This is a genomic window from Streptomyces iranensis (assembly GCF_017874715.1).
GTDB classification, from domain to species: Bacteria; Actinomycetota; Actinomycetes; order Streptomycetales; family Streptomycetaceae; genus Streptomyces; species Streptomyces iranensis.
In genome coordinates this window covers 13,163-25,272 of the sequence record NZ_JAGGLR010000018.1, presented here as the reverse complement: position 1 = coordinate 25,272, position 12,110 = coordinate 13,163, and the positions used below count along the sequence as shown (strand labels likewise).

At 72.4% G+C, this 12,110-nt stretch carries 11 protein-coding genes and 1 pseudogene; 8 read left to right on the top strand and 4 right to left on the bottom strand.

Annotated elements, in window-relative coordinates:
- Positions 1-16 precede the first annotated feature (16 nt).
- The 3 genes and pseudogenes from J2Z30_RS30360 to J2Z30_RS30350 all read left to right on the top strand — a co-directional run.
- Positions 17-367: a cytidine deaminase-like protein gene (locus tag J2Z30_RS30360; RefSeq protein WP_037946269.1), complete on the top strand. Its 351-nt coding sequence runs from the start codon at positions 17-19 to the stop codon at positions 365-367.
- Between the two features lie 82 nt (positions 368-449).
- A complete protein-coding gene (gene era, locus J2Z30_RS30355) occupies positions 450-1,406 on the top strand; it encodes a GTPase Era (protein WP_107073360.1) in 957 nt (318 codons plus the stop codon).
- A 98-nt stretch (positions 1,407-1,504) separates the two neighbouring features.
- Positions 1,505-1,603, top strand: a pseudogene (locus tag J2Z30_RS30350) (GTPase Era); the annotation flags it as partial.
- 125 nt (positions 1,604-1,728) lie between these two features.
- Here J2Z30_RS30350 and J2Z30_RS30345 read toward each other — a convergent pair.
- Positions 1,729-1,995 carry a protealysin inhibitor emfourin gene (locus J2Z30_RS30345; protein WP_044575476.1) on the bottom strand — a complete coding sequence of 89 codons (267 nt, stop codon included), beginning with the start codon at positions 1,993-1,995 and terminating at the stop codon, positions 1,729-1,731.
- 27 nt (positions 1,996-2,022) lie between these two features.
- A complete protein-coding gene (locus J2Z30_RS30340) occupies positions 2,023-3,132 on the bottom strand; it encodes a M4 family metallopeptidase (RefSeq protein ID WP_044575480.1) in 1,110 nt (369 codons plus the stop codon).
- 336 nt (positions 3,133-3,468) lie between these two features.
- Here J2Z30_RS30340 and leuA point away from each other — a divergent pair, with 336 nt between their 5' ends.
- The 5 genes from leuA (at position 3,469) to J2Z30_RS30315 (ending at position 10,960) form a co-directional block, all read left to right on the top strand.
- On the top strand, positions 3,469-5,271 hold the full coding sequence (gene leuA / locus J2Z30_RS30335; RefSeq protein WP_044575483.1) for a 2-isopropylmalate synthase: 1,803 nt from the start codon (positions 3,469-3,471) through the stop codon (positions 5,269-5,271).
- 237 nt (positions 5,272-5,508) lie between these two features.
- Positions 5,509-6,219: a TerB family tellurite resistance protein gene (locus J2Z30_RS30330; RefSeq protein ID WP_044575485.1), complete on the top strand. Its 711-nt coding sequence runs from the start codon at positions 5,509-5,511 to the stop codon at positions 6,217-6,219.
- A 129-nt stretch (positions 6,220-6,348) separates the two neighbouring features.
- Positions 6,349-8,556 (top strand): MMPL family transporter, encoded by a 2,208-nt coding sequence (locus J2Z30_RS30325; RefSeq protein ID WP_107073361.1) that lies wholly within the window; start codon positions 6,349-6,351, stop codon positions 8,554-8,556.
- Between the two features lie 203 nt (positions 8,557-8,759).
- Entirely contained in the window at positions 8,760-10,256 is a 1,497-nt protein-coding gene (locus J2Z30_RS30320; RefSeq protein ID WP_078956892.1) for a sensor histidine kinase, read from the top strand.
- Positions 10,253-10,960 (top strand): response regulator transcription factor, encoded by a 708-nt coding sequence (locus tag J2Z30_RS30315; RefSeq protein WP_020871404.1) that lies wholly within the window; start codon positions 10,253-10,255, stop codon positions 10,958-10,960. The genes J2Z30_RS30320 and J2Z30_RS30315 overlap by 4 nt, the downstream gene beginning before the upstream one ends.
- On the opposite strand, the gene J2Z30_RS30310 is transcribed toward J2Z30_RS30315, so the two are convergent.
- Complete coding sequence (locus J2Z30_RS30310; protein WP_044581945.1) at positions 10,929-11,123, bottom strand: YegP family protein; 195 nt, start codon at positions 11,121-11,123, stop codon at positions 10,929-10,931. The genes J2Z30_RS30315 and J2Z30_RS30310 overlap by 32 nt on opposite strands.
- 292 nt (positions 11,124-11,415) lie before the next feature.
- Positions 11,416-12,060, bottom strand: coding sequence for a GNAT family N-acetyltransferase (locus J2Z30_RS30305; protein ID WP_209468907.1), 645 nt, complete (start codon positions 12,058-12,060; stop codon positions 11,416-11,418).
- Positions 12,061-12,110: the final 50 nt, after the last annotated feature.

The following is a 12,110-nucleotide window of genomic DNA, read 5'->3' as shown; positions in this document are numbered from 1 at the left end:
GCATATGCTCATCGGCATGAGCGAAGCAGCGCAGTTGGACCCCGAAGACCGCAAGATCATCACGCTGGCCCGCTCCGTGCGGGCCCGCAACTCCGTGCCGGAGGGCGCCGCCGTCCGCGATGAGACGGGGCGTACGTATGTCGCCGGGACCGTGGCCCTCGACTCGCTGAAGCTGAGCGCCCTCCAGACCGCCGTCGCCATGGCCGTGGCGAGCGGTGCCACGTCCCTGGAGGCCGCGGCCGTGGTGACCGACGCGGAGAGCGCCTCGGAGGAGGACCGCGCGGCCGTCCGGGACCTCGGTGGGGCCGGGACCCCGGTGCTGCTGGCGGGCCCCGACGGCGCCCTCCGGGCCACGCTGGACGCCTGACCCGGCCCACCCGCCCCCGGCGGTCGTACGAGGCCGGGACGGCTGGTCCGAGCGGGTCGGGGCATCGGGGAGAATGGGGGCCATGACTGCCGGTACCTCCCCGTCCCCGACCGAGCAGCGGGAGACCCCGCACCGCTCGGGCTTCGCCTGCTTCGTCGGCCGCCCCAACGCGGGCAAGTCGACCCTGACCAACGCGCTGGTGGGGACGAAGGTCGCGATCACCTCGAACCGCCCGCAGACCACCCGCCACACCGTCCGCGGCATCGTGCACCGCCCCGACGCCCAGCTGGTGCTCGTCGACACCCCCGGTCTGCACAAGCCGCGCACCCTGCTCGGCGAGCGGCTCAACGATGTGGTGCGCACCACCTGGGCCGAGGTCGACGTCATCGGCTTCTGCCTGCCCGCCGACCAGAAGCTGGGCCCCGGCGACCGCTACATCGCCACCGAGCTCGCGGGGATCAAGAAGACTCCCAAGGTCGCGATCGTCACCAAGACCGACCTGGTCGAGCCCGAGCAGCTGGCCCAGCAACTGATCGCCGTCGACCGGCTCGGCAAGGAGCTGGGCATCGAGTGGGCCGAGATCGTCCCGGTGTCGGCGGAGGGCGACCAGCAGGTGGATCTGCTGGCGGATCTGCTGGTCCCGCTGCTGCCCGAGGGCCCGACGCTCTACGCCGAGGGCGACCTTACGGATGAGCCCGAGCAGGTCATGGTGGCCGAGCTGATCCGGGAGGCCGCGCTGGAGGGCGTACGGGACGAACTGCCGCACTCCATCGCGGTGGTGGTGGAGGAGATGCTGCCCCGCGAGGGCCGCCCCGCGGACCGGCCGCTCCTGGACATCCACGCCAACCTCTACATCGAGCGGCCCAGCCAGAAGGGCATCATCATCGGCCCCAAGGGCCGCCGGCTGAAGGACGTGGGCACCAAGTCCCGCAAGCACATCGAGGCGCTGCTGGGTACGCCCGTCTTTCTCGACCTCCATGTGAAGGTGGCGAAGGACTGGCAGCGCGACCCCAAGCAGTTGCGGAAGCTGGGGTTCTGAGCCCGGGTCCCGCCGCCGGTCGGAGGCCGGCGCAGCCGTGCGAAGCCTGGGAGGCCCCTGGGGCCGAGCAGTGCGAGGGCGGCATGGGGAGGGGGTTCGAGGCGCTGCTGGGTACGCCCGTCTTTCTCGACCTCCATGTGAAGGTGGCGAAGGATTGGCAGCGTGATCCGAAGCAGTTGCGGAAGCTCGGGTTCTGACCCTGGCGCGCGGGCCCCGGCGCATCCGCCGAGGCCCGCGTGCGCCGAAGCCCGCGTGCGCCGAAGCCCGCGTGCGCCGAAGCCCGCGTGCGCCGAAGCCCGCGTGCGCCCCAGCCGCGCGGGCCTTACGCGCCTTCCTTCAGCACCGCCCGGATCAGTTCCCGCTGGGCGTCGCTCAGCTGGGGGTCTGCGGCGTGGGTGGTGCGGCCGTCGACGGTGATCTCGTACTGGAAGCCGTCGGGGACGCCGCGGGGCGCCGTGGTGTGGCCGGTCTCGACGGCCTGGTGGGCCAGGGCGTCCAGATGGGTGGCGTCGGGCCGGCCGGTGGTGTCCAGCTCGGCCCGGCGCTCGATTCCGGCGAATCCGCCGGTGCGGGTGACGGTGATGCGCATGGCTCCATCACTACCCGATGGCGTGCCCTAGCGCGCGCCCACGTGGGCCCGCAGATCGGTGATGCCCACCCCGGCCCATGCCTCCCGCACCGCCGCCTGCTCCTCGCCCTCGCCGTACCGGGCGTGCGCCGCGGCCACCGTGAGCTGGGCGAAGTCGGCGAACTCCGCGTCGGAGGCCAGATCGCCGCCGGTCAGCACGTCGTACCAGATCTGCCCGGCGCGCTCCCAGGCGTTGCCGCCCAGGGCGGTGGCGGCGAGGTAGAAGGCGTGGTTGGGGATGCCGGAGTTGATGTGGACGCCGCCGTTGTCACGTGAGGTGTGGACGTAGTCGTCCATCGTGCCCGGCTGCGGGTCCTTGCCCAGGACGTCGTCGTCGTACGCCGTGCCCGGGGCCTTCATGGAGCGCAGGGCCACCCCGGTGACCCGGTCCGTCAGCAGCCCCGCGCCGATCAGCCAGTCGGCCTCCTCGGCGCCGTGGCCGAGCACATGCTGTTTGACCAGGGAGCCGAAGACGTCGGACATCGACTCGTTGAGCGCCCCGGACTGGCCGAAGTACTCGAGGTTGGCGGTGTACTGCGTGACGCCGTGGGTGAGCTCGTGCGCCATCACGTCGACCGGGATGGTGAAGTCCTTGAAGACCTCGCCGTCGCCGTCGCCGAAGACCATCTGCTCGCCGTCCCAGAAGGCGTTGTTGTAGCCCTCGCTGTAGTGGACGCTCGCGTTCAGCGGCAGCCCCGAGTCGTCGATCGAGCGTCGGCCGTACGCCTTGAAGAAGAGCTCGAAGGTCGCGCCGAGCCCGTCGTACGCGCGGTTCACCGAGTCGTCCCCGCTCGCCTGGTCGCCCTCGCCGCGCGTCTTCCTGCCCGGCAGCGAGGTCCTGTGCTGGGCGTCGTAGATGGTGCGCTGGGGCTTGTCGGAGGGCGCGGCCGCCCGCGCGGCGGGGATGATGCCGCGCACGGTGGTGATCCGGCGGCGGGTGCGCTGCAGGGCGTCGTGCTCGAGCGTGCGGCGGGCGGGATCGGCCAGCGACGCGTCCTCGGCATGGGACAGCTTGTCCAGGACGTGCGGCGGCACGATCGGGCAGAAGGCGGTGTGGCGGTGACCGCGGGCAAGGCGGGCATTGGCATTGGCGTCCATGGCTGGCAATGTCGCATCGCGTGATGCCCGTGTCACGCCTTGCGGTCATGATTGCTGAAATCGAGTGGAAGATGTGTATTCCTTCGAAGCGCATGCTTCGGTCCGCATAGTGATACGGGTCCGCTGTGCCCGCGCGTCTCGGTTAGGCTGCTCTCCATCATGCGTTTCGGGCTGCTTCTTCTTAGCTGCCGCGGCGAGGGCCTGTAGTCGAACGGCCGACCCCCTCCCCGCGGAGTTCGGCGTTGCTCTGATTCACGCCCCGTCGGCCGCCCCAGGACTTCCGCGACAGCGGATTCGTCCAGCGGACAGCGGACTATCCAAGGAGCCCCGCGCACCATGACTCACTCCGATACGCCCGGCCATTCCGAGACCTCCGCGGCCTCCGGTGACGGCGTCGGCCGTCCCACCCCCATCACCGCCGCGAGCGTCACCCAGCGCCCCTCGGGGATGCCGATCCACAAGTACGGCCCGTACGAGGCCGTCGACATCCCGGACCGCACCTGGCCGGACAACCGCATCACCGTCGCCCCGCGCTGGCTGTCCACCGATCTGCGGGACGGCAACCAGGCGCTGATCGACCCGATGTCCCCGGCCCGCAAGCGCGAGATGTTCGACCTGCTGGTGCGCATGGGCTACAAGGAGATCGAGGTCGGCTTCCCCTCCTCCGGCCAGACCGACTTCGACTTCGTACGGTCGATCATCGAGGAGGGCGCGATCCCGGAGGACGTGACGATCTCCGTCCTCACCCAGGCGCGCGAGGAGCTGATCGAGCGCACCGTGGAGTCGCTGCGCGGGGCGCACAAGGCCACCGTGCACATGTACAACGCCACCGCCCCCACCTTCCGCCGTGTCGTCTTCCGCGGCACCCGGGAGCAGGTCAAGCAGATCGCGGTGGACGGCACCCGGCTGGTGGTGGAGTACGCCGACAAGATCCTCGGCGATGACACGGTCTTCGGCTACCAGTACAGCCCGGAGATCTTCACCGACACCGAGCTGGACTTCGCCCTGGAGGTCTGCGAGGGCGTCATGGACGTCTGGCAGCCCGAGGAGGGCCGCGAGATCATCCTGAATCTGCCGGCCACCGTCGAGCGCTCGACCCCGTCCACCCACGCGGACCGCTTCGAGTGGATGTCGCGCCATCTGTCCCGGCGCGAGCACATCTGCCTGTCGGTGCATCCGCACAACGATCGCGGCACCGCCGTCGCCGCCGCCGAGCTGGCGATCATGGCCGGGGCGGACCGCATCGAGGGCTGTCTGTTCGGCCAGGGCGAGCGCACCGGCAATGTCGACCTGGTGACGCTGGGCATGAACCTGTTCTCCCAGGGCGTCGACCCGCAGATCGACTTCTCGCAGATCGACGAGATCCGCCGCACCGCCGAGTACTGCAACCAGATGGAGATCCACCCGCGCCACCCCTACGCGGGCGATCTGGTCTACACCGCCTTCTCCGGCTCCCACCAGGACGCCATCAAGAAGGGGTTCGAGGCGCTGGAGGCCGGCGCGGCCGAGCAGGGCAAGACGGTGGACGAGGTCGAGTGGGCCGTCCCGTACCTGCCCATCGACCCCAAGGACGTCGGCCGCTCCTACGAGGCCGTGATCCGGGTGAACTCCCAGTCCGGCAAGGGCGGCATCGCCTATGTCCTGAAGAACGACCACAACCTGGACCTGCCGCGCAGGATGCAGATCGAGTTCTCCAAGACGATTCAGGCCAAGACCGACGCCGAGGGCGGCGAGGTCACCCCGGGCCAGATCTGGGCGGCCTTCCAGGACGAGTACCTGCCGACCGAGGACAACCGGTGGGGCCGGATCTCGCTGCGCAGCGCGCAGACCTCGACCACCACCGAGGGCACCGACGCGCTCACCGTCGAGGCGGTCGTGGACGGCGCCGAGACGGTGCTGACCGGCACCGGCAACGGCCCGCTGGCGGCCTTCTTCGACGCCCTGGCCGCGATTGACGTGGACGTACGGCTGCTGGACTACTCCGAGCACACCCTGAGCGAGGGCGCCGCGTCCCAGGCCGCCGCGTACATCGAGTGCGCGATCGACGGGCAGGTGCTGTGGGGTGTCGGGGTCGACGCCAACATCGTGCGCGCCTCCCTGAAGGCCGTCGTCTCCGCGGTGAACCGGGCTCGCCGGTGATCCTTACGGAATCCTTCGGACTTCCTTCAGGTGGGTAGGTGATCTTTCACCGGTCTGACCGGACGGGCTCATCACCCCGTTGACCTGGTCACCCACATGGGCCCCGTTCACCCCGCGAGGTGGGCGGGGCCACGGGTTTGGCCTGTTGTCTCCGTTCGGGGTACTGACGTCACATCATGGATGTGGCTAGCATCACGTCAACGCGGCAACGTGGCCGAAGCGTTATGGAGGTGTGACGTGGTGCACCGGCGAGCCCGCCGTGACCGGGACCTGTGTGTGGTAGGCGTGCGCACTCTGTGGCGGACCGTCGGCGATGGTGAGTTCTTCTGCCCCGAGTGCGGAGGTGACCGCAACTACCGCCGCCGTACCGGCCGTCGCCGCATCGTGGTGCTCGGCCTGCCGGTGCTGCCGCGCGGACCGGTCGCGCCCATCGTGGAATGCGCGGCCTGCGGCAGCCGCTACGGCACTGAGGTGCTCGACCACCCCACCACGACCCGCTTCTCCGCGATGCTCCGCGACGCGGTGCACACCGTGGCCCTCGCGGTCCTCGCCGCGGGCGGCACCGAGGCGACGGCGGTCCGGCAGGTCGCGGTCGGCGCGGTGCGCGCCGCCGGGTTCGCCGACTGCAGCGAGGAGCAGCTGCTCGCGCTCATCGAGGCCCTCGCCGCCGACACCGGGCGGCTGCCGGGCGCGTGCGGCGAGCGGGACGGCCTGGACCCGTGCGGTACGGCGCTGGCCATCGAGCTGCACGAGGCCCTGGAGCCGCTGGCCCCGCATCTGGCCCCCACCGGCCGGGAGGCCATCCTCCTCCAGGGCGCCCGGATCGCCGTGGCCGACGGCCCGTACCGCCCGGCCGAGCGCGCGGTCCTGGAGACGGTCGGCCGGGCGCTGATGATCTGTCCGGACGACACGGCCCGCCTGCTGGCCGCCACTCGGGCGGCGTTCTGAGCGGAGGGTTCCGGTCCGCTCTCCGTACTCCCCCGGGAGTAATCGCCCCCTCCTCGCCCCCGGCGTAGTAGCCGCCATTTCCGTCGTCGGCGCGAGGTATCGGCGCCTTGGCGCCGGAAGCCTGGGGGCATGCAGACGACATCGTCAGGGATCCCGAGCGATCCCCCTCAACCGGACGCGTCGCCGCCCGGCGCGGCCGGGGCGCCATCCGCCGCGGTCGGCGGCAAGCGGCGGCGCTCACTGCCCTGGGCGGTCATCGCGGGCTGGGTGCTGCTGCTCCTCGTCGCCGTCCCCTTCGCGGGCAAGCTCGAGGGCGCCAAACGGGACACGGCCGTCGACTACCTCCCGGCGGGCGCCGACTCCACCCAGGTGGCCCGGCTCCAGGAGCGGCTGCCCGGTGGCGACACCATCGACCTCGTCCTCGTCTTCCACCGCGACGGCGGGCTGACCGACGCCGACCGTAAGGCGGCCGGCGGGCGGGTCGCCGAGGTGGCGGGGCGTCATGACCTCGTCGGCGGTACGGCGCCGCGCGCCGTGCCGTCCAAGGACGGCACGGCCGTGATGTACCCCATGGCGCTCACCGGCCTTACGGACGAGAAGGAGCGGGCCGACGCCGTCAAGGACGTCCGCGCCGAGCTCTCCTCCCACCCCGAGGGCCTCACCGTCCAGGTCGGCGGTCCCGGGGCGCTCAGCGCCGACTCGCAGGAGGTCTTCGCCTCCACCGACGGCACGCTGATGTTCGCCACCGCCGGGGTGGTCGCCCTGCTGCTGATCGTCACCTATCGCAGCCCGCTGCTGTGGCTGGTGCCGCTGGGGGTGGTCGGCGTCGCCGCCACGGCCGCGATGGCGATCGTCTACGGCCTCGTCCAGGGGTTCGACCTCATCGTCACCAGCATGAGCTCCTCGATCATGACGGTGCTGGTCTTCGGCGCGGGCACCGACTACGCCCTGCTGATCGTGTCCCGCTACCGCGAGGAGTTGCGCCGCCACCGCGCCCCGCACGACGCGATGCGCGAAGCCCTGCGCGGCTGCGGTCCGGCCGTGCTCGCCTCCAGCGGCACCGTGGCGGCCGGGCTGCTGTGTCTGCTCGCCGCCGACCTCAACAGCAGCAGCGGGCTGGGCCCGGTCGGCGCGGTCGGGGTCATCTGCGCGCTGGCCGCGATGATGACGCTGCTGCCCGCGGTGCTGGTGCTGCTGGGGCGCCGGGTGTTCTGGCCGCTGATCCCCGTCTACGGCAGTGAACCCCGGGCGACCCGGCGCGGGTTCTTCGAGGCGATGGGCGACTCGGCCCGCCGCCGGCCCGGTGCCGTGCTCCTCGGCGGTGCCGCGCTGCTGGGCGTGCTCGCCCTCGGGGTGCTCAATCTGCCCGGCAACCTCAAGCAGGAGGACACCTTCACCGACAAGCCCGAGTCGGTGGCCGCCACCCGGACCCTCGCCGATGCCTATCCGGACAGCAGCAGCCAGCCCATCAGCGTGATGGCACGCACCGCGGGCGCGGACGAGGTGCTGCGGCGGGCGCGCGGCACGGAGGGGGTCGTACGGGCGGACACCGGGCGCAGCGGCGGCGGCTGGACGGAGATCGACGTCTTCCCCCGGGGCGCCCCGCAGTCGGCGGAGGAGACGGCCGCGCTGCACGCCCTGCGCTCCGGTCTGGTGCGGGTCGAGGGCGCCGACGCGCTGGTCGGCGGACCCAGCGCCCAGCAACTCGATCTGAAGGACACCAACGCCCGCGACCGGATGCTGGTCATCCCGCTGGTGCTGATCGCCGTACTGCTGATCCTCGCCGCCCTGCTGCGCAGCTTCGTCGCGCCGCTGATCCTCGTAGCCGCAGTGGTGGCGGTGTGGGGCGCGGCGATGGGGCTCGGCGGGCTCTTCTTCGACCCGGTCTTCGGCTTCGCCGGGGTCGACCCCGGGCTGCCCCTGCTCTCCTTCGTCTTCCTGGTCGCCCTCGGCGTGGACTACGGCATCTTCCTGATGCACCGGATGCGGGAGGAGTCGCTGCGCGGGGCGGACGTCCCGGACGCGGCGGTGACCGCGCTGCGCACGACGGGCGGGGTGATCGCCTCGGCCGGTCTGGTGCTGGCGGCGACCTTCGCGGTGTTGGCCACGCTGCCGATGGTGATGCTGGTCGAGATGGGGTTCGTGGTGGCGGTCGGCGTGCTGCTCGACACCTTCCTCGTGCGGACGTACCTGGTGACGTCGGCGAGCCTGCTGCTGAAGCGGTGGGTGTGGTGGCCGGGCGCCCTCTTCCGCCGTACGCCCGCCTCGCCGGCCCCGGACGCCCAGGACGGACCCGCCGCCGGGTCCCGTCCGGAACCGGCCGTACGCGGCGGCTGACGCCGTCCCTCAGCCCGGACCGGCCGCACAGGGGACGGCCGGTCCGGGACACCCTTCGTACCGCCCCAGGCCGCCCCCTGGCCGCTCTATGGCCGCTCTGCGGATCCGTACCGCCCTATGGGATCCGTACCGCCCTGTGGGATCGGTACCGTCCTATGGGACGCATACAGCCCTATGGCTCGGCCCGAGGCGGATCCCCGAGGATGGAGCCCGTGCCCGTACCTCCTACGACCCACTCCGCGACCACCCCGCCGGAGCGTGCCGCCAACGCCCGGCACCCCGCCGCGCGCTCCGCCGTCCACCGCGCGATCGCCTCCGCGTCGCGCGCCCTGCACAACGGCCCCCGCCCCGCCGAGGCCCCGGAGGAGGCCCGCGCGCGGCGGCGGGTGGACGCCCGGATCGCCGGTGCGGTGCTGGTCCTCCAGGTGTTCCTGGCGCTGCTCAACCCCGACCGGAACGGCCACCGCCCGGACGCGTTCGGCTGGGCGCTGCTCGCCGCCGGCGCAACGGTGCTCATCGGGCGGCGGCACAGCCCGATGGTGGTCACCGTGGCGGTGGTGTTCATGGTCGGGCCGTACCACGCCATGGACAACGTCCACATCGCGGTCGTCCCGGCCGGGCTCCTCGCCGTCTACACGCTCGCCGTCATGGGCCCGCCGCTGCGGTCCTTCCTCACCGTCACCGTCGTGATCTCGATCATGGTGTCGGTGATGGCCCTGAGCGGGAAGCCGCACGCAGGTCTCGACATGCTGCGCACCTCCGGCTGGGTGCTGTCGGTCGTGGTGATCGGCGAGGCGGTCCGCATCCACCGCAAGTACATCGCCGCGATCCTGGAGCGGGCCGAACGCGCCGAGCGGACCCGCGAGGACGAGGCGGCCCGGCGGGTCGCCGAGGAGCGGCTGCGCATCGCCCGCGATCTGCACGATCTGCTCGCGCACAGCATCACCCTCATCGGGGTCCAGACCTCCGTCGCGGCGCATGTCCTGATCGCCGACCCCGAGCGGCTGGACCGCGAGGCGATGGCCACGGCGCTCGACTCGATCGCCGACACCTGCCGGGACGCCCGCGCCGAGCTCCGGGCCACCCTCCAGGTGCTCCGCGGCGGCGCGGGCGGCGACGCCGACCGCGCGGACGAGGAGGACATCGGGCCGCTGCCGGGGCTCGCCGGACTCGCCGACCTCGCCGCGGCGGCGGAGGCGGCGGGCGTCCGCGTGGACCTTACGGTCGACGTGGAGGCGTCCGAGCTGTCGCCCGCCGTGGGCGCCGCCGCGTACCGGATCGTGCAGGAGGCCCTGACCAACGCCGTTCGCCACGCGCCCGGCACGAGGGTGCGGATCACGCTCGTACGGGGCGAGGGGGAGCTGAGCGTCGCCGCCGTGGACGACGGCCCGGGGGGCGAGGAACCGCCCCTTACCGCGTCCGTCGAAACGGGCTACGGCATCGTGGGCATGCGCGAGCGGGCCCGCAGCGTCGCGGGCACCCTGTCCGCAGGACCGCGCGAGGACGGCCCCGGGTTCGCGATCAGGGCCGCGCTGCCGTGGGGGAGGGGCGGCCAGCCCGGCGGCCGTACGGGCACCGGCACCGCTACCGGTACCGCCATAGGCTCCGGCTCCGGCACCGGCACCGGCACCGGTCCAGGCTCCGGCACCGCCGCCAGTACCGGACAGACCGCCGTACCGCCCAGGGAGGCCACCGCATGACCACGCCACCGGATCCGCCGATCAGGGTGCTGCTCGCGGACGACCAGACGCTGGTCCGCTCCGCCTTCGCCATGCTGGTCTCCTCGGCGCGCGACATGGACGTCGTCGGGCAGGCGGGCACCGGCCGCGAGGCCGTCGAACTGGCCCGCACCGCCCGCGCGGACCTAGTGGTCATGGACATCCGGATGCCCGATCTCGACGGCATCGAGGCCACCCGCCGGATCGCCGCCGACGAGGATCTCGCCGGGGTCAAGGTGCTCGTGCTGACGACGTACGACACCGATGAGCACATCGTCGAGGCGCTGCGCGCGGGCGCGTCCGGCTTCCTGGTGAAGGACACCAGGCCGGCCGAACTCCTCGACGCCATACGGACCGTGGCGGCGGGGGAGTCCCTGCTCTCGCCCGGCCCCACCGCCCGGCTCATCGCCCGCGTCCTGCGCCTGCCGGAGGCCCCGCCGCCCGGCGTTCCCGCGCCCGCCGCACTGGCCGCGCTCTCCGAGCGCGAACGGCAGGTGCTCGCCCTCGTCGCCCGGGGCCTCAACAACGCCGAGGCCGCGCAGACCCTCGGCCTCTCGCCGCTCACGACCAAGACCCATGTCAGCCGCATCATGGGCAAGCTGGGCGCCCGCGACCGCGCCCAACTCGTCATCGCGGCCTATGAGTCCGGCCTGGTCACCCCGACTTGTCGGTCGGAATCTCCTTGATCTCGGCAGTCGGGGCGTTCTTCTTGACGGATTCGACGCCCTTCTGCGCGGCGGACTTGGACTCATAGGCCTCGCCGACCGCGATGATCTCGCCGTTGCCCGCCTTCAGCCGGAAGCGGTGCTTGCCGCGCTTGTCCTCGTAGATCTCGAACTTGCCTGCCATGGATGCCACCTCCATTAGGGCGTGTCCGGCGGATCTCGCCGCCTGCGGCGGGCCGCTCCCCTCCCCGCCCCTTCCCGAAACTGGGGCTTCGCCCCAGACCCCGGGGTCCAGGGGCGGAGCCCCTGGTAGCGGGGAGGGGAAAGCATCGATATGCGGCTCCGCCGCGTGGCCCGCCGGACACCTGGTAACCGTCCCGGCCCCCTCAAACCACCGTAGAGCGGGCGATGCGGGCTCGCACTCCCGCGGCCCGAGCTCGCACTCCCGCGGCCCAGGACGTCACAGCCCAAGGGCGTCAGGGAGCGCCGAACAGCTCGCGGCACGGCTCCAGTCCGGCGATCTCGACCGGGGTGGCGCGGTGCTCCTCCCAGGCCGCGCGGTCCAGCCGCAGCCGCTGGAGGGTGCGGGCCTCGCCCCGTACGGCGAGCACGGACAGCCCGTCGGGGCGGTAGCCGAGCCGCCGCGACACCCCCAGCGAACGGCCGTTCTCCACCATCGCGCCGGAGATCAGCGACAGCGCGCCCAGCCCCTCGAACGCCAGGTGCGCCACCGCCGCCCGCATCTCCGTGCCCAGGCCCTTGCCCTGGTGGGCGGTGCCCAGCCAGGAGCCGGTCTCGGCCTCCCGCGTGACGGCGAACTCGGTCGCGAACAGGTCCTGCCGCCCGATCGCCGCCCCCTCGTGCAGCACCACGAGGCTCAGCGTCCACTGCTCCGGCCGCCATTCGGCGATCGTGCGGAGCACATGCTGGAAGGTGCCGCGTCCGCGCTCCTCCGGGGGCGCGTCGGTCCACGGGACGCCGAAGGGCATCTCGTCCGGGTCGTGCACCCCGCCCGCCGCGGCCGCGGCGAGCTCGTCGAGCAGAGGGACGTCGGGAAGCCGCAGCTCCAGGCGCGGCGTACGCAGGCGAAGCCCGTACAGGGGCCAGTAATGGGGGTCCATGACGGGAGGCTGCCGGAGCCGCGGCCGCCGAGTCGAACCAATTACGGCCG

Coding starts and splice junctions, on each gene's coding strand:
- J2Z30_RS30360 (WP_037946269.1), top strand. CDS start 17: ATGAGCGAAGCAGCGCAGTTGGACCCCGAAGACCGCAAGATCATCACG.
- era (WP_107073360.1), top strand. CDS start 450: ATGACTGCCGGTACCTCCCCGTCCCCGACCGAGCAGCGGGAGACCCCG.
- J2Z30_RS30345 (WP_044575476.1), bottom strand. CDS start 1,995: ATGCGCATCACCGTCACCCGCACCGGCGGATTCGCCGGAATCGAGCGC.
- J2Z30_RS30340 (WP_044575480.1), bottom strand. CDS start 3,132: ATGGACGCCAATGCCAATGCCCGCCTTGCCCGCGGTCACCGCCACACC.
- leuA (WP_044575483.1), top strand. CDS start 3,469: ATGACTCACTCCGATACGCCCGGCCATTCCGAGACCTCCGCGGCCTCC.
- J2Z30_RS30325 (WP_107073361.1), top strand. CDS start 6,349: ATGCAGACGACATCGTCAGGGATCCCGAGCGATCCCCCTCAACCGGAC.
- J2Z30_RS30320 (WP_078956892.1), top strand. CDS start 8,760: ATGGAGCCCGTGCCCGTACCTCCTACGACCCACTCCGCGACCACCCCG.
- J2Z30_RS30315 (WP_020871404.1), top strand. CDS start 10,253: ATGACCACGCCACCGGATCCGCCGATCAGGGTGCTGCTCGCGGACGAC.
- J2Z30_RS30310 (WP_044581945.1), bottom strand. CDS start 11,123: ATGGCAGGCAAGTTCGAGATCTACGAGGACAAGCGCGGCAAGCACCGC.
- J2Z30_RS30305 (WP_209468907.1), bottom strand. CDS start 12,060: ATGGACCCCCATTACTGGCCCCTGTACGGGCTTCGCCTGCGTACGCCG.